Source organism: Paenibacillus cineris, from assembly GCF_018333335.1.
Taxonomy (GTDB): domain Bacteria; phylum Bacillota; class Bacilli; order Paenibacillales; family Paenibacillaceae; genus Paenibacillus_AQ; species Paenibacillus_AQ favisporus.
On record NZ_BORU01000001.1, the window covers coordinates 1,516,224 to 1,533,143 of the forward strand.

General features: G+C 53.6%; 16 protein-coding genes. 13 read left to right on the top strand and 3 right to left on the bottom strand.

Annotation, left to right across the window (positions count from 1 at the left end):
* Nucleotides 1-16 precede the first annotated feature (16 nt).
* Nucleotides 17-259: a hypothetical protein gene (locus KI379_RS07365; protein WP_076168215.1), complete on the top strand. Its 243-nt coding sequence runs from the start codon at nucleotides 17-19 to the stop codon at nucleotides 257-259.
* A gap of 116 nt (nucleotides 260-375) precedes the next feature.
* On the opposite strand, the gene KI379_RS07370 is transcribed toward KI379_RS07365, so the two are convergent.
* Together KI379_RS07370 and KI379_RS07375 are read right to left on the bottom strand one after the other, a co-directional pair.
* Nucleotides 376-924, bottom strand: a complete 549-nt coding sequence (locus KI379_RS07370) for a helix-turn-helix domain-containing protein (protein WP_145021968.1) — start codon at nucleotides 922-924, stop codon at nucleotides 376-378.
* A gap of 97 nt (nucleotides 925-1,021) precedes the next feature.
* Complete coding sequence (locus KI379_RS07375) at nucleotides 1,022-2,299, bottom strand: MFS transporter (RefSeq protein ID WP_212983201.1); 1,278 nt, start codon at nucleotides 2,297-2,299, stop codon at nucleotides 1,022-1,024.
* Nucleotides 2,300-2,750: 451 nt separating this feature from the next.
* Here KI379_RS07375 and rplS point away from each other — a divergent pair, with 451 nt between their 5' ends.
* The 11 genes from rplS to KI379_RS07430 all read left to right on the top strand — a co-directional run bounded on the left by rplS (nucleotide 2,751) and on the right by KI379_RS07430 (nucleotide 12,870).
* Nucleotides 2,751-3,095 carry a 50S ribosomal protein L19 gene (rplS, locus tag KI379_RS07380; RefSeq protein ID WP_076168209.1) on the top strand — a complete coding sequence of 115 codons (345 nt, stop codon included), beginning with the start codon at nucleotides 2,751-2,753 and terminating at the stop codon, nucleotides 3,093-3,095.
* Between the two features lie 217 nt (nucleotides 3,096-3,312).
* Complete coding sequence (gene lepB, locus KI379_RS07385) at nucleotides 3,313-3,933, top strand: signal peptidase I (RefSeq protein WP_076168207.1); 621 nt, start codon at nucleotides 3,313-3,315, stop codon at nucleotides 3,931-3,933.
* 48 nt (nucleotides 3,934-3,981) lie between these two features.
* Nucleotides 3,982-4,848 carry a ribosome biogenesis GTPase YlqF gene (gene ylqF / locus KI379_RS07390; RefSeq protein WP_116231770.1) on the top strand — a complete coding sequence of 289 codons (867 nt, stop codon included), beginning with the start codon at nucleotides 3,982-3,984 and terminating at the stop codon, nucleotides 4,846-4,848.
* Between the two features lie 145 nt (nucleotides 4,849-4,993).
* Nucleotides 4,994-5,830, top strand: coding sequence for a YitT family protein (locus KI379_RS07395; protein WP_212983202.1), 837 nt, complete (start codon nucleotides 4,994-4,996; stop codon nucleotides 5,828-5,830).
* 171 nt (nucleotides 5,831-6,001) lie between these two features.
* Entirely contained in the window at nucleotides 6,002-6,814 is an 813-nt protein-coding gene (locus KI379_RS07400; protein ID WP_163879111.1) for an amino acid ABC transporter substrate-binding protein, read from the top strand.
* A gap of 21 nt (nucleotides 6,815-6,835) precedes the next feature.
* Complete coding sequence (locus tag KI379_RS07405) at nucleotides 6,836-7,513, top strand: amino acid ABC transporter permease (protein WP_145134961.1); 678 nt, start codon at nucleotides 6,836-6,838, stop codon at nucleotides 7,511-7,513.
* 18 nt (nucleotides 7,514-7,531) lie between these two features.
* The gene (locus tag KI379_RS07410) at nucleotides 7,532-8,281 is read left to right on the top strand and encodes an amino acid ABC transporter ATP-binding protein (RefSeq protein WP_212983203.1); all 750 of its coding nucleotides are present in this window, start codon (nucleotides 7,532-7,534) and stop codon (nucleotides 8,279-8,281) included.
* 742 nt (nucleotides 8,282-9,023) lie between these two features.
* The gene (locus KI379_RS07415; RefSeq protein ID WP_280518750.1) at nucleotides 9,024-9,704 is read left to right on the top strand and encodes a ribonuclease HII; all 681 of its coding nucleotides are present in this window, start codon (nucleotides 9,024-9,026) and stop codon (nucleotides 9,702-9,704) included.
* Nucleotides 9,705-10,133: 429 nt separating this feature from the next.
* Complete coding sequence (locus tag KI379_RS07420; RefSeq protein ID WP_212983204.1) at nucleotides 10,134-12,188, top strand: hypothetical protein; 2,055 nt, start codon at nucleotides 10,134-10,136, stop codon at nucleotides 12,186-12,188.
* Entirely contained in the window at nucleotides 12,185-12,487 is a 303-nt protein-coding gene (locus tag KI379_RS07425) for an EscU/YscU/HrcU family type III secretion system export apparatus switch protein (RefSeq protein ID WP_076168193.1), read from the top strand. Before KI379_RS07420 ends, KI379_RS07425 begins: the two co-directional genes overlap by 4 nt.
* Nucleotides 12,484-12,870 carry a YraN family protein gene (locus KI379_RS07430; protein ID WP_244879214.1) on the top strand — a complete coding sequence of 129 codons (387 nt, stop codon included), beginning with the start codon at nucleotides 12,484-12,486 and terminating at the stop codon, nucleotides 12,868-12,870. Before KI379_RS07425 ends, KI379_RS07430 begins: the two co-directional genes overlap by 4 nt.
* A gap of 1,408 nt (nucleotides 12,871-14,278) precedes the next feature.
* Here the strand turns inward: KI379_RS07430 and KI379_RS07440 are convergent.
* Nucleotides 14,279-15,871 carry a YifB family Mg chelatase-like AAA ATPase gene (locus KI379_RS07440; protein WP_212983205.1) on the bottom strand — a complete coding sequence of 531 codons (1,593 nt, stop codon included), beginning with the start codon at nucleotides 15,869-15,871 and terminating at the stop codon, nucleotides 14,279-14,281.
* Nucleotides 15,872-16,208: 337 nt separating this feature from the next.
* On the opposite strand from KI379_RS07440, the gene KI379_RS07445 reads away from it, so the two are divergent.
* Nucleotides 16,209-16,679, top strand: coding sequence for a MarR family winged helix-turn-helix transcriptional regulator (locus tag KI379_RS07445; protein WP_089546539.1), 471 nt, complete (start codon nucleotides 16,209-16,211; stop codon nucleotides 16,677-16,679).
* The last annotated feature ends 241 nt before the right edge of the window (nucleotides 16,680-16,920 follow it).

Consider the following 16,920-nt stretch of genomic DNA (forward strand, 5'->3'; position numbering starts at 1 on the left):
AGAAGGAGGATGGTGCATGAATCCGGCAAAAGCAATTTGGAGGTTCTTTTTTCCAAAAGAGCGGATCCTGATCTTCACATCTTTCGACGCAGACAGCTATGCAAGGGCCAAGTCCAGACTGCTGAGCGGAGGGATCCGCCACCGCTCGCGCATCGTGAGCCAGCCGACCGGCCGGGACACCTTTACGGGCCGGGGAATGACACAGTACGACTTGTACGTGGCCCAGGAGGATGAGCATGCCGCAAGGCAGCTCCTGTAGTCACAAAGCGGATGGTCAGAGCAGTGAAGAAGCGGTAACTCCCATTTTCGCAGCTCAGAGACAACCAGCCCCCGGCAAATGGCCGGGGGCTGGCTGTGGCTGCGGCGTATGGGCGGCTATTCGTCCAGTTTGGCAATCGTGGTAAATACGTCGTACAGCTTCTGATCCGGGTGCTGGCGCTCGGTGTGCTTTTCTACAAACTCTGTCAATTGCTCAAAAAACGCTTTGGCTTCCTCTTCCGTCAAATAGACCTCGGAATGGGACAGGTTCCCGGCAGGCTCCTCCTGGTTCTGAGCCTTCAGAAACTTACGCTTGCTCTCCTCATACAAATCCTCCAGCAGCTTTTGCGTTTCGGAACGGAAGATTTTTTGGGCCGCCTCATCAATGTCCTTGCTGCGCTTAATCCGTACGGATCCTTTGAAGGCTTGATAATATTTGGCCGTGATTCCGTTGATTTGCTTGGTGTGCACGAGGACAATTAACCCGATGCTCTCCAGCTTTTTGGCGTGATAGTAGACCTTGGCCGGAACTTCCCCGAGTTTGTCAGCGATATCTTTGATCGTCATTGGCTGGTCGGCCTTCTGAAAGCAGCTTAATATTTTCAAACGGTATGGATCGGAATAAATCCGGATCTCCTCGATCGTGCTCAGTTCTTTGGTCTCCAATGTTGTGCACCTCTACATTTCCCGTATCTTGTTTTCCGGATTGTTTATCCCCATTATAAGCCGAGATGGCTTCCGAGCACAAAATGTTTCCATCGTTCTAGATTTTCATAAATCCTTTCTGGCTCCACAGATAGACCCCCGGTATCAGCATCAGCAGTCCAAAAACGAGGTACAGCACGTGGACCCCGACGAATGCTCCGGCCCAACCGGCCAGCAGGCTTCCGACGGGAATGGCGCAGGTGCAGATCGTGCTTGACAGCGCCCCGACCCGGCCAAGCATCGCTTTGGGGGTGACTTCCATCATATAGGTGGATACCGGCGTGTTGATAAACGAAATGGCGAGCCCCATGCCAAAGCAAAAGGCAGCCGCGGCATGGAGAGGATATTCCCTTAGAAGGGCGGGGACGTAGAGAAGGCTGTACGTAACCCCGAGCAGCAAAAATCCGAACACAATCAGACTGCTTTTGCGGTAAGCTGAGCCCTTCTGGCTGATCCATAGGCCGCTGATAATCATGCCGGTAATCAGGGCGATGCCGATCAAACTGAGGCCGTATGGGCCCGAGTGGAGTATTTGTTTGACATAAACGGGCTCAAGCACGTTTTTGGGCGTGAGGCACAGATTCACGAATGCGGCCGAAAGCATGGTCATCATCATCAGCTTGTGGCCTTTAACGAACTTCAGGCCGGTTTTAAACTGGCTCCAGTAGGACGGGCTTTCCTCTGCCTGTATCAGATCCGTGTCGTCGTCGTTTTCCTGCCCACGATCCCGGTCGATGCGGATCCAGACGTACAACAGGGCGGCCAGTAGAAATGACAAGGCGTCGATCAGCATCGCTCCAGAAATGCCGAGAAGGGCGATCAGGCCGCCGGCTGCGGCCAGACCGGCAAGCTCTGCGGTGCGGGAGGCAGACGACGTCAGCGAATTGCCGCTGAGCAGCAGCTCCTTGGGCAAAATGCGGGGAACGAGGGACATTTCCGCCGGCGTTGAGAAGCATTCGAGCGTAGAGTTGATGAACGTAAAAATAAACAGGTGCCACGGCTGCAAGTCTCCTATGAAAAAGAGCAGCGCCGTCACGGTTACGGTGATGCCCCGGCCGGCATTCGTCACGATCACGACCTTTTTCTTGGACCAGCGGTCAACCAGGACGCCTGTAAACATACTGAAAGCAATGCCTGGAACGAAGTTGATGGCGTACAGTGTTCCCATTAGCAGCTCGGAGCCGGTAAGCAGGTAGACCATCCAGCTGTAGGCGATGGAATCCACGGAATCCCCGAACCGCGAAATGATTTTGGCGGTGATCATCATTAGATACAACTTGTGTTTCGCCAGCCTGCGCATACCTTGATTCTGCTGAAGTAATACGGTTTCGCTCATGAAAGGACATCCCCATTCAATTTTTATTAACGTTAAAATTATTTTAATGATAAATTTATTTTAACGTCAATTCCGATTTTGGCAAGAAGTTTTTTAAGATTATAGAATTAATAAATTTCAGCGAAGCTGAACCATTCTATAATCGCAAGAAAAACTTCCTTTTAAACGCGGTCTGTCTTCTTTGAAGGTACGTCGATAGACGTTATTCTTACAATTGGGTCAGCCTATTTTTTTCGGTGTGAATTATCTGTTTTTTGGAGAGCGAGACTTTGCTATTTTTACAACCGAGGGGCAGCGCAACAACTGGAAGATTTATAGTTGCAAAGGATGAAACAAATATGCTACAATAAATGCTGTTGTGTGGAATACGGTGGTCCGCTGCGGATGATGAAGGAAAACAGAGGGTTTTCCGGAAGAGGCAAGAACACCTGTACGGAAGGAGGAGTCCTAAATGAACATCCTACAAGAGATTACCAAAGAACAGCTTCGCACCGACATCCCTAGCTTTCGTCCTGGCGACACTTTGAAAGTGCACGTTAAGGTTATCGAGGGATCCCGCGAGCGTATCCAGTTGTTCGAAGGTGTTGTGATTAAGCGTCGCGGAGGCGGCATCGCTGAGACTTTTACAGTGCGTAAAATCTCTTACGGTGTTGGGGTAGAAAGAACTTTCCCAATCAACTCGCCAAAAATCGAGAAGATCGAAGTGGCTCGTTACGGTAAAGTACGTCGCGCCAAACTGTACTATCTTCGTGAACTGCGCGGTAAAGCAGCAAGAATTAAAGAGATTCGCCGTTAATCAGCGAACAACGCTAAAGGGCTTGATTTCAAGCCCTTTTCGTTTTAGGATAAAAAAGGCGTCAATAGATGAACGAACCAAGTTGACAGACCGCGAGAAGCGGAGATTTTTCTGGCGATCACGAATGCCTTTTCGCTTCGCTGGTCCAAAGAAAGCATACACGGCTCCGTAATGGGAGCTTTTCTTTTCGGCAAAACTAGGAGAGGGCGGTGGATATATGCAGCAGGACATTCAGAGCGATGCGGTGGAACTGAAGGAAGAAGATCATAAACCACCTAAAAAAGGGAAAAATGAAGTCGTAGAATGGCTGAAAGCGATCATCATTGCCCTGATTTTGGTGGCACTGATCCGCTGGCTTCTCTTCAAACCGTTTATTGTGGACGGCCCCTCCATGCAGCCAAACTTTCATACAGGCGAGCGGTTGATCGTCAATGAAATATTGTACGACATCCGGGCTCCGCATCGTGGAGAGGTTATCGTGTTCCATGTTCCTTCCGAAGGCAAGGATTTTATCAAACGCGTGATTGCCGTCGCAGGCGATACCGTCAAGGTGGAAGGCGACACGGTGACCGTGAACGGCAAAAAAGTCAATGAAACCTACATACAGGGTGCCATCGATGCAAGCCATAAAGCGGGCCAGATGTATAATGACAAAGATTTTCCAAACAGCGCGTTTCCGGATGGCAAGGTTCCCGAAGGTCATGTGTTCGTGATGGGGGATAACAGGTCCGACAGTACGGACAGCCGGATGATCGGTTATGTGCCGCTCGGGGATATCGTCGGACGGGCTGACCTCATCTTCTGGCCGGTGAAGGACATCCATTTGATCAACCATTAATGAACGTGGAATGAGGCTGTTTGCGGACAAGAGAATGAGGTGATGACGGTGACGATTCAATGGTTTCCTGGTCATATGACCAAAGCGCGCCGCCAAATACAGGATAAGTTAAAGCTGATTGACGTCGTGATCGAGCTGATCGATTCGCGTCTTCCGCTGTCCAGCCGAAATCCGATGATTGACGAGATTTTGCAGGGGAAGCCCCGGCTGATCATTATGAACAAGGCGGATTTGGCAGACCCTTCGGTAACGAAGCAGTGGCAGGATTATTTTAAAGAGGAAGGCCATACGGCATTTCCGGTCGATGCGGCTACAGGCACGGGCGTGAAAGAGATTCCTGGACAGCTGAAGCTGCTCCTGAAGGAGAAGATCGATCGCCAAATCGCCAAGGGGATGAACCCGCGGGCGATCCGTGCGCTGATCGTCGGCATCCCGAACGTAGGCAAGTCGACGCTGATCAACCGGCTCGCCGGGCGCAGCATTGCCGCAACGGGGGACCGGCCGGGCGTGACGAAAGGCCAGCAGTGGATTAAGGTAGGCGGAGAAATCGAGCTTCTGGATACTCCGGGGATTTTGTGGCCCAAATTTGAGGACGAGAACGTTGGCTACCGCCTCGCGGTAACCGGCGCGATCAAGGAAGAGATCCTGAACGTAGAGGATGTCGCCTTTTTTGCGGTCAAATACCTGGTCCAGTATTACTGGGACGCCTTCCGGGAGCGCTTCGAGATCGATGCGGACATGCCGCACAACCCGGACGAGAGCGACGAAATCGTCTCCATCATGGAAGCGGTGGGGCGTAAGCGCGGCTGCTTGATGAGCGGCGGACGGGTGGATCTTGAGAAAGCGTCGAAGACGCTGCTGCGGGAGCTGCGCGCCGGCAAAATGGGCCGGTTCTCGATGGAAGCCCCTTACTAATCGGAAAAGAACGCCGGATACGATTCAAGTGTCCAGCGTGTATCAAAGCGAGATGTACAGTATCATAGTGAACGAACAAGCCCAGTTCCGTTATAGGTACTGGGCTTTTTTTGCGTGTTGATTTATGGGAGAGGAAGGCCGTCATATGAAAAAAAGAATGATGGAAATCATGACGATCATCGCGGGGGCGTTTATTTTTGCGCTCGATATCAATCTGTTTGTCATTCCCCACGACCTTGGCGAAGGCGGTGTGACGGGGATTACGATCATCCTGTACTACCTGTTTGCATGGTCGCCGGGATTGGTCAACCTGATTTTGAACGCCGTACTGCTGATCGTGGGTTATAAGTTTTTGGACAAAATGACGACGGTGTACACCATCATTGCTGTCGTGTTTAACTCTTTGTTCCTCCATTTGACCGAAAATTGGACACTAACATCGAACGAACCGATCGTCAATGCAATTTTTGGCGGTGTATTGGCCGGTGTCGGCATCGGGCTGATCGTGAGGGCCGGAGGCACCACCGCCGGTACGGTCATTTTGGCGCGGATTGCCCATAAATACTGGGACTGGAACATCAGTTACGCCCTGCTGTTCTTTGATCTGATCGTCGCGTTCTCCTCCTACTTTATCATTGGCGCGGAAAGCCTGATGCTGACGATCATTATGCTGTTCGTCGGCACGAAGGTGATGGAATTCATCATCGAGGGCCTGAACCCGAAAAAGGCGGTGATGATCGTATCGGAGCAGCATGCGGAGATCGCCGAGAAGGTTAACCGGGTTATGGACCGGGGAGTCACCGTGTTTAAAGGGTACGGCTATTACAGCAAGTCGGCCAAGGAAGTGCTGTACATCGTCATCAGCAAGCAGGAGGTGCCTGTCCTGAAAAGGATCGTCAAGGTTGCGGACAAGCAGGCGTTTATTACGATTCATGACGTTCGGGACGTGTTTGGGGAAGGATTCATCGACATATCGAAATAGTGTTGCAGCAGAAAATAGACTTAGAATAGAGAAGAGGAAAGCTCATGACCTGGGGTCATGGGCTTTTTTTTCGGGATCATGCGTAAGTACGGGCGGCCGCGCATGAAAATACAGCATCGTGGCAAAATAGGTGAAAACGGTTAGAGGAGGAAAAATGTGAGAAGCTGGCGGATGTTTTGGGCAATCGTGATGACGTTGATGCTGGCCGTGACGACAGCGTGCGGTGGAAATACGGGAACGAAGCCGCAGGAAGGGCAAACCGGGGGCGCCCAGACGGGGAAAAACCTGCTTGAGACGATCAAGCAAAGCGGCAAGCTGCGCATCGGCACGGAAGGAACGTATGCACCTTTTACCTATCATGATGAGAAAGGAACGCTGACCGGTTTTGACGTTGACCTGGGCCGGGAGATTGCCAAAAGGCTCGGCGTTAAGCCGGAGTTTATCGAAACGAAATGGGACGGCATGATCGCCGGCTTGGACGCCAAGCGTTTCGACGTGGTGATGAACGAAGTATCCATTAATGCGGAGCGAAAGGCTAAATACGACTTTTCGGACCCTTACATCGCCTCCAAGGCGGTATTGATTGTGAAGGACAATAATCAGGACATCAAAAAGCTCGCCGACCTCAAAGGCAAAAAAGCAGGGCAGTCGCTGACGAGCAATCTGAATCAAATAGCTAAAGACAACGGTGCCACGATCGTGCAGGTCGACGGATTCAACCAAGCGATCGACTTGCTGCTGTCCGGGCGCATCGATGCTACGGTGAACGACAAACTGTCCTATCTCGACTTCAAAACAAGACGTCCCGACGCTCCGATCAAGGTGGTGGACGAAACCGATACGGGCAGCACCAGCGCCGTACTGATGAACAAAAACAACAACGAGCTGCGGGACGCCATTAACCAGGCGCTGGCCGACATGAAGAAGGATGGAACGTACCTTGCCATCTCCAAAAAATACTTTGGTACGGATGTATCGAAATAAGCGGTAAAAGGGGGTTAACCGATGAATGACAGAACCGCCCATCTCACCGATATTTTTATCGACTCCTTTGTGCCGCTGCTTATGGCGGGGATCAAGTTCACGATTCCCCTGACGATCATTTCCTTCATTCTCGGTTTCGTACTGGCGTTCCTTACTGCGCTGGCCCGATTGTCGCACTGGAGCATTCTCCAGCGGGTCGCCTGGTTTTATGTATGGATCATCCGGGGGACTCCGCTGCTTGTCCAGTTGTTTATCATTTTCTACGGGCTTCCGAGCGTCGGCGTTGTCATCGACGCATTCACCGCCGCGGTGATCGGGTTCTCGATCAGTGTCGGAGCCTATGGTTCCGAAATTATGCGCGCCGCGATCCAGTCCATCGCCAAGGGGCAGTGGGAGGCGGCGTATTCGGTCGGGATGACCCGTTCCCAGGCGCTGCGCCGGATTGTTCTGCCGCAGGCGGCAAGGGTATCGCTGCCTCCGCTGGCCAACTCTTTTATCAGCCTGCTGAAGGATACGTCGCTGGCAGCGACGGTGACACTCACAGAGCTGTTCCAAAAGGGGCAGCAAATTACGGCGGTCGTGTATGAGCCTTTGCTGCTGTACTGCGAGGTAGCCTTGATCTACCTGATCTTCAGCACCGTACTGTCGGCGCTCCAGCATCAGCTCGAACACCGGTTTGACCGTTATGCCGCAAGATAGCGAAACGAGGGATGCATCATGATTGAAATCAACGACCTGAGATTAAGCTTTGGCAGCAATGAAGTGCTCAAAGGAATCGACCTGTCGATCGAAAAAGGACAAGTGACGGTCATCATCGGGCCCTCTGGTTCCGGAAAAACGACGCTGCTCCGGTGCATCAACCTGCTGGAAATCCCAACGGAAGGAATTCTGCGGATCGGAGACTCCGCCTTGTCGTTCAGGGAAGGAAACAAGCCGGGAAGGGGAGACATCCTGGCTTTCCGGAGGAAAACCGGTATGGTTTTTCAATCGTATAATCTGTTTCCCCATATGACGGCTTTGCAGAACGTGATGGAAGCGCAGGTCATCGTGCAGAAAAAGAGCCGAGCGGAGGCTAAGGAGAGATCGATGGAGCTTCTCGGCAAGGTAGGACTTGCCGGCAAAGCGGACTCCTATCCGCACCAGCTGTCCGGCGGACAGCAGCAGCGGGTCGGTATTGCCCGGGCAATGGGCATCGGTCCGGAGCTGCTTTTATTCGATGAACCGACGTCCGCCCTGGACCCGGAGCTGGTCGGTGAAGTGCTGAAGGTCATCAAAGAGCTGGCTGTAGAAGGCATGACGATGGCCATCGTAACCCATGAGATGAAATTTGCGAGCCAGGTGGCGGACCGGATCGTGTTTATGGACGAAGGAATCATCATGGAGCAGGGCAGTCCGAATGAGGTGCTAAACCATCCGGCGCAGGAGCGGACGAGGCAGTTTTTATCGCTGCTCAGCGAGCCGGTGTAAAATACTTGTTGGTGCTTGCGGGCACGGTGACGATAGCTGCATTGATGCAGCTATTTTTTTGTGTGGGGATCGTGGTACGCGGGTGTTTAAAGTTGTACCGCCTTCTCAAGCAGCTGAATAACCGCATTTGGAAATGTACGAAAATATGATTGATTACGGTGGTGTCAAAAAGCTTGTGTAAGGTAGAAGTTCTTACATAGGATGTGTTGGCTGTGGCTACCCCTCATAGCCCTTGGCACCATCATTCTTCATTGGTTGCGTAACGCATGTCAAAGAGTTTAGTCAGTTCACGGTGGACTTCGGGATTGCCAAAAACCACGTATAACCCGTATTCAAACGTTTGATATATCAACATCCATGTTCACTCTTTGAAGTACATTCTTCCCATTGCAGTTCATTTCTCACTACAGCACATTTTTCTCTTAGCAGTAGACTTCTTTTTTCAGCACATTCCTCCTCTTTGCAGTACACTCTTCTTTTTAAGCACACTCGCCTCTTTACAGTACATTTTTTTCTTTGCGGCACATTTTACGGCTAACTTCGCGGGGCCAGGTCTTTCACCAGCTAATGCTTTCGGACATATCGGCTCGGCGCATCTTCTGGACCCAGCAGTCCACACCCCGATTTTTGGAAGCGTGCCAGATGTCGTTTTTCGTTGGAATCCGCTGCCCGAACATAGTACAATAAAAAGGATAGATTGCGAGTTTGATAGACTTGCCAGGGGAATTTGCGGGAATACCCCTTGGCTCTTGCAGCACGGAGGAGGAAAGACAGCATGGATACGGAAGAGATCGAGCAGTCCCCGAGGGACCTGCTAAAATATGAACGCGAATACATAGAAAGAGATTACCGGTACATAGCGGGTGTGGACGAGGTTGGCAGAGGCTGTTTATTTGGCGACGTGGTGGCGGCGGCCGTGATCCTGCCGGAAGGACTCGTTCTGGAGGGCGTCGACGATTCGAAAAAATTGAGCGCCAAAAAACGGGACCTTCTGTACGACGTGATTATGGAGCAGGCGCTTGCCGTCAGCGTCGGGTACGTGGATGCCCGAACGATCGATGAAATCAATATTAAGCAGGCGGCCCGCCTGGCGATGAAAAAGGCGGTGCTTGGCCTGACGATCGCCGCGGATTTTTTGCTGGTGGATGCGGAGCATGTGGACGTGCCCGTTCCACAGCTGGCGATCATCAAGGGGGACGCAAACAGCCAATCGATTGCCGCGGCTTCGATCGTGGCCAAGGTTAGCCGGGACCGGCTGTGTGAAGGAGAATGGGAGGCGAAGTATCCCGAGTACGGCATCGCGATCCATAAGGGCTATGCAACCAAACTGCACCGTGAGCAGCTGGCAGCTTTGGGACCGACACCGATGCATCGCCGCAGTTTTTTGAAAAATATGGAAGTCGTGCAGCAGACCCTGTTCTAGGGCTGCTGTTTTTTTGCCAGGTAAAATGGGAATTCGGGTGTCGCTATAATTGTCAGGTTTGCCTGATCATAGACTTTTGGAAGGTGGGTTTTCCTGGATAAGCAACTTCAAGCTTTGATTCAGAAAACAGACCAACCTTAGGTGCAGGCTCGCCGTTTCGCGTCGTCTCTGTTCCTCGCGGACCAATCAGGACGTAACGATGACCCCGGCATCCGATAAAACGTATTCAGCCAGATTCGTAATTTGTTGGACGGTATTTTACATTTCATGTTTGAAGAGCTGAGCATTTGCAGCAATTATGAAGATAAGGGACGATCTTTGATGAAAAGAAACAACGGAGATCGTGAACGCAGATAGACGGACTACAGCCCGCGGCTGGTTCGGCCGATAAATAAATAAACGAAGGAATACGGAAGGGGGAGAGGGACATTGAATATCGGTTCACTGCTGCGCGGCATGATGGGAGACACCAAAGCGGGCGAGACCAAACAGCTGGATTTGAAGGAAGGGCAAGTGGTTCGCGGCGTTGTGCTGAGCGTCTCTGAGGACGGACAGGAGGCCGTCCTGCAGATCCAAGGCGTCAAAGTACGGGCGGCGCTGGAAACGCCGCTTCAGCCCGGCCAGGCAGCGGTCCTGCAGGTACAGCCGGACAATGGCGGCGGCCTTCCGGTATTGAAAGCGATGGAGGGTTCCCCCTATGGGTCCGGGACTCCGATGTCGCTTGCGGACGTGCTTCAATCGCTCGATCTGCCGGATACGCCGGAGAATCGGGCCATGCTGGAGGCGCTGCGGTCTTCGGGCGTATATGTGACAAAAGAAAACGCAGCCGTCTTCAAAGACGCGCTGGCGTTAAAACCTGCCGGGGTCAGCACAGAGCAGTGGCTTGGCGCCGCATCGATTGCTAATCAGCGCGGACTGCCGCTGACGGCCGAAAGCGTCCGCGGGCTGCAGCAGGCAGTATTCGGCCCGCCGGTGCACCAGTTGCTTCACGTGCTGGAGGAACAGCTGAATGCGTTCACCGCGCTGGCTGGAGCGGGTTCGGAGGAAGCGGGGGCTGCAGTCAAAAGCGGACAGGGCGTCATTACGCTACAGGCTTCGGGGCAGCAGCCGCCGGCTTCGCTACCCGGAGCGGCTACGCAGCCGGGGGCTGGCAGCATAGCGGCTCCCGAAGCGGAGCCAACGGCAGGTGTCCGCAGCCCAAAGAACACCGAGGTAGAGGGGGATGCCGGGAAGGCGGCGGGGCGCGCGGCTGACGGCACATCCACGGCCGGCACGGCTGCCGCGGCGTCCCATCCAGCGGCGGCGCTTCAGCCGCTGGTCGCCAGGCTGCAGGCGCTGCTGCAGCAGCTGCGCGCGGCACCGCTCACGGGTGCCGCCGCACCAACGCCCGCCCCGGCTGAGCCGGCGGGCGGGTCTGCGGCCGGCGGCTTCGCCGCGCCGGCCGCGGAACCTGCGCCGCAGCACGCGGCGCAGGGAGGCGAAGGCCCCGCAGGCACGGGGCCTTCGCCGAAGACGCCCCTGTCCCACGGCGCGGAGCCGTGGGTGGGGCGTCTCTTGAAGCTGCTCGGTGCGGAGCACGAGCAGCAGGGCGTGCGCGCGGCGCTGCTGCAGCCCGCGCAGGAGGCCCCGCAGGGGCCGGGTGCCGCGGCGGGGAACGCGCGGCAGCCCTTGGCTGCACCGGCCGCAGGCCAGGGTGCAGCGGCAGAGGCAGGCCAGGCACAGCCGGGGCCTGCGCCGGGAGCGGCGAGCGCGGCAGGGGCCGCCGCCGCGCAGCCCGCTCCCCAAGCCGCGGACGGTCCGGGGCTGACCGTCCGGCCGCATGCGGTTCAGCAGCAGCCTCCCGGCCCGGCGCATCACGCCGTGCGGCCGGAGCAGCTGGCTGAGCCCGCCGCGCGGATGGAGCAGGCGCTGCAGGAAACCGGGCAGCGCGACACGCTGAAGGGGCTCCTCCTTCAGCTCGTCCAGGACGACGCTGCGCCGCCGGCCTTGAAGGAGGCGGCGCAGCAGGTCATCTCGCAGCTGACCGGCCAGCAGCTGCTCCTGAACACGGACCGGACGGCGCCGTTCGCCCAGGTCACGTTGTTCCTGCCCTTGAACGGGCCGGACGGCCAGGAGACGGCGTCGGTGCATGTCCAGTCCAGGCGCGGCCCTAAGGGAGAATTGGATGCATCCAACTGCCGCCTGTGGTTTGACCTTCAGATGAAGCATCTCGGGCAGACGCTGATCGACGTCCAGATCGTCGACCGGATCGTCAGCCTGAAGGTCCATAATGATCAGGAATGGGCTCAGTCCCTGGTGGAAGACAGACGGCCTGAAATCGCTGACGCACTATCCTCCATCGGCTATCAGCTTCTGACGCTTAAAGCCGCTCCCCTACCGAATCCGGCCGCTGAACAGCCAGCTGGCTTGAGTGCGGCCATGGGCGGCCACCGCGTGGCGGACTTCGTGCCGCAGAGCTACAAGGGGGTGGATATGAGGGTATGAGCAGCAAGCCGCAGGAGCCGTCCCCAAGTTTGAAAAAGGCCGTCGCCCTCAAATACGCGCCCGGTGACAACGATGCCCCGGTCGTCGTGGCGAAGGGCCGGGGAAAAGTGGCGGATACGATTCTCGAGACGGCGAAGGAACACGGGGTTCCCGTTCAGGAGGACGCCGCGCTGGTGGAGGTTCTCTCCAAGCTGGACCTGGACCAGCAGATTCCGCCGGAGCTGTATCACCTTGTCGCGGAGGTTCTCAGCTATATTTACCGGGCGGACCGGCTCGCTCGGGAAAGGCCGTTCGAATGAACGGACGGCAAGGAAAAATGAAGGATAACCGCCGCCAAAAAGGAGCAGCCGCTGAGCGGGCGGCTGCCGACCTGCTGCTCTCCGCAGGTTACCGCATCCGCGACCGGAACTGGCGCTGCCGCAGCGGCGAACTGGACGTGGTCGCCGAGGACGGCGGCGTCATTGTTTTTCTGGAGGTGCGCAGCCGGACCGCCGGCACCTCCTTCGGCACAGCCGCAGAATCTGTTAATTTCCGCAAAATCCGCCAGGTCCGCAGCACGGCCGAAGTGTATCTTCACGCACACCGGCTGGAAGGCCGCGAGGTGCGCTTTGACGTCGTCGCCGTGGAACTGGGGCGCGATCTAAGCATTGCCGCGATTAATCATATACAGGGGGCGTTCTAGGACGAGCCCCTAATCAAAAACTTCCAATACCATGCGATTGGAAGTTTTTTTATTACCCCATTTTCACTGAGCTAGCACGATCCTCTCAATAGACAACTAACAGCGGCAGTGCATCCAGATCGGCCGGCTTTATCCGAGAGGTGGAAAAGTGGATGTATTATTGTAATTATTTACCTTATGGTGAAGGTGATTTGAACTCGTCATAGAATAAGCTAAGTAAGAGGGATGTGTGAACTTGCCTAAAAGAGAATTTTTCCTAGGTATCAACATCAGAGGATGACAGTATCTTTTTTTGAGCTTACTTCAACCCGTTCTTCATCGAAAGGGGAAACGACGATTTCGTGGGAGGTATCATGAGGAATATTCTGAATTTTCTTGTTACCTTTTTGGTGTTCTGGATAGGCAATGAGTACTTTAATCCATATCTTTCGATAACAGATACTAAAACTTTGCTGATTGCATCCCTTTTGATGTTTCTCATTAGTCTTTTATTCAGTTTAGCCATGGTAATGTCGGTAATGCTGATCACTGTAGGAATTGGGTGTTTAACCACTCCGGCTTTAATGTTGGCTTCTATCGTGCTGACTCCCATTAAACTTTGGCTTCTGGACAAATACCTGTACGGATTTGAAATACATGGATTGTGGACATATGTCATTCTTACTTTGGTTCTTAGCCTATTCACAGTGAAAGTAAAAGAGAGGCATGATTGACGATATGGCAAAAAGCCTGTGAGAACATTTACGAATTTGAGGAGGAACCTGTGTTTAAAAATAGACACTGGAAAAAGTATCTCATTCTTCTTGCCATTACGCTACCCGTTTTTATTGTTTTTATATTTATGCTGCCACATGATAAACAGCCTATTGCACTAGGTATTTGTCCATCCATATTCTGGATATTGTATTATTCATGGATCGCAATGGAGAATAGAAAAAAAGATAGATAGAACAATTATTGAATTAGATAATGCGAAGTTCTATCCTGCCAATAGGGGCGTTTGGCTGCCCGATGATTTACCTGCCAAGTTTTAAATTTGATCCAGATGTGATGACCGGGTTTTGAAAAGAGAATGGATTGACGGAAATAACCTGCCTCAAATGGCAGGTTATTTTTTGTTGTGAACCCCAGTGTCCAGTTTCTTCAGATGATTTACAATAATAAGGCGCCTTATATCCCTGTAGCGTCTGAGGCTGCGCATCTATCTGCTGATAGAGCTCAACGTTTGTTTTCTGGAGTTTAGATATCGTTGCCTTTATCCCTTCGACTTAGAGCATAGATCATGAAGCCGGAAGGCCGAAGGGGTCGAAGGGCAGTCTGCATCATTTTATTTTCGTAATAGTACGCAAAATATTGACTTAAACCATGAATCACCTTACTAGCGTTTATACCGCAAATTTGCTTCCTTTCACCCCACCCCCGTAATCTGCGGCCGGTCCAAATTCCTGTACTGGATCGCTTCCGCCACATGGTTGAAGGCGATATTCTCCTGGCCGTCCAGGTCAGCGATCGTCCGGGCCAGTTTCAGGATGCGGTCATATGCCCGCATGCTGAGGCCCAGCGTTTCGATCGTCTGATGGAGCATATCGGCTGAAGCGGAGTCGAGCCTGGCAAAGCGCCGGAGCGCACTGCCGGTCAGCTCGCTGTTCCATCCGCCGTAACCGCTGCCGTATCGTTGTTGCTGACGGGCATGAGCTTCGAGCACCTGACTGCGCATTTCAGCCGATGACAGGCTCGGTGCATCGGTGGACCATTCCTTAGGGCGTGGGACTTCGACTTGAAGATCGATCCGGTCGAGCAGCGGACCGGAGATTTTGGCGCGGTATTGGGCGATCCGGCTGAAGCTGCATGTGCATTGATGTTCCGGATGATCGCTTCCGAGGTATCCGCACGGACACGGATTCATCGAAGCCGCCAGCATGAAGTGCGCCGGGAAGGTGTGCACGGCACGCGCCCTGCTGATCGTCACCGTTTTGTCCTCCAGCGGCTGCCGCAGCACTTCGAGCACCTGGCGGTTGAATTCCGGCAGCTCGTCCAGAAACAGGATACCCCGGTGAGCTAGGCTGACTTCGCCCGGCTTGGGTATCGTTCCTCCACCGATCAGTCCTCCGGAAGAGATGGTGTGGTGCGGGGAACGAAAAGGACGTCTGCGGATCAGTCCGGAGCCGGGTTCCTTCAATTTACCGGCCGCGCTGAATATTTTGGTCGTTTCGAGCGCTTCCTGCTCGGTCATGAAGGGCAGGATGGTCGGCAGGCGTTTGATGAGCATCGTTTTGCCGGTTCCGGGCGGTCCGATCAGCATAATGTTGTGCATGCCGGCGGCAGCAATCGTGAGCGCCCTTTTGACATGGAGCTGGCCAAGCACGTCGGCATAATCTTCTGCAGGAAGGTGATCGGATACGGAATCAGCGGCAGTACCCGGTGCTTTCAGCAGCGGGGACAAGGTTTGAATCCGGAGGGGCTGGTCTTTGCCGGGCACGTCAGTGGCCGAGTGTTCTGCGGCCAGCTCACGCAGCTCGTTCAAATGCCGGATGGCATAAATATTCATATGATCGATTAAGGCGGCTTCACCGGCATTTTCCTCCGGCAGCAGAACGGCGGTGAATCCCTCGCGCTTCGCCCTGTCCACCATGGACAGGACGCCGTTAACGGGCCTCAGGCTGCCGTCGAGCGCCATCTCGCCGATGAGAAGCAGCTTCTCATCCTGCGGCAGCAGAAGCTGTCCGCTCGTTACGAGAATGCCAAGGGCAATGGCCAGGTCAAACGCGGAGCCTTCCTTTTTCAGATCGGCCGGTGCGAGATTGATCGTGACGCGCTGAAGGGGGAAGGTGAAGCCGCAATTTTTGATTCCGGCCCGGACACGTTCCACCGCTTCCCGGATGGCGGAGTCCGGCAGTCCGATAATGCTCGTCTGCGGCAGTCCGTTGGAAATGTCGACCTCCACCTGAATGATCACCCCGTCAATTCCGTATAAACATGTACTGTGCATTTTTCCATACATACAATAAAGCACCCCTATTCCCCGGCGGTTTCCCTGGACAAACGAGAACGGGATCGCCGTAGTTGACGGAAAAAAGGTGCTTCCTTATTTTCGCTTAAGTTTACAAAAATTGTAGGACCATAAGCAGTAAAAGTCAAGATGGGAGGCATCGGGGATGGGAAATAGAGGTATGCTTGTAAGGGAGTGATTCAAGACCGATTTGTTGTTTAAAATTTAAAAGTATACAATATAATTGGACGGCATCAGTTGCCCCTGAAGAAGATATCGCGCAATTACTATGATAATGTGACAAAATTATGATAATATTATGACAAGAAGGCAGGTGAAGACGAAAGTGATGAAACCAAGTGAAATGAATCCGCAGCTGCAGCTGGAAAATCAGCTGTGCTTTACCATCTATGCCTGTTCGCGAGAAATCACCAAGCTGTATCAGCCCCATCTGGAGAAGCTCGGTGTGACATATTCCCAGTATTTGGTCCTGCTTGTGCTTTGGGAGCGGGGACAGTGTACCGTGAAGGAGCTTGGGGAGGCTCTTTTCCTGGACTCCGGCACCTTGACGCCCCTGCTGAAGAGACTTCAGGCCGCTGGTCTGATTCACCGTGAGCGCTCTGCCCAGGACGAACGGAAGGTCATCATCACGTTGACAGACGAAGGAAACAAGCTGAAGGAGAAGGCGCTGAACGTTCCGGCCGCCATGCAGCAGGAGCTGTGCCTGAACGAGAGCGAATTCGGGCATTTGCTGGGCCAGTTCAAGAGTCTGCTGAACCGTGTCCATCACAACAACGAACAGCAAGAGGGCAAGATGTGAAGTGAAGAGCGATTTTTGCAGACCAACATCTGCAAATTTGTCGCTCTTTTTCCCTGTTATCCATGAAACCATGTTGGAACGATGCAAGGCTCCAGGTGGAATTATATCGGACCTAAGACGTTACTTGGAGGGCGGATTTTACCATCAAATCCCAAATATTCTCTCAAACGGATTAAACCGATATCAAAAAGCTGTCGATGGAAACGCAGTTTCTTAAGGTAAGCGTTTTAAAAACATGTTA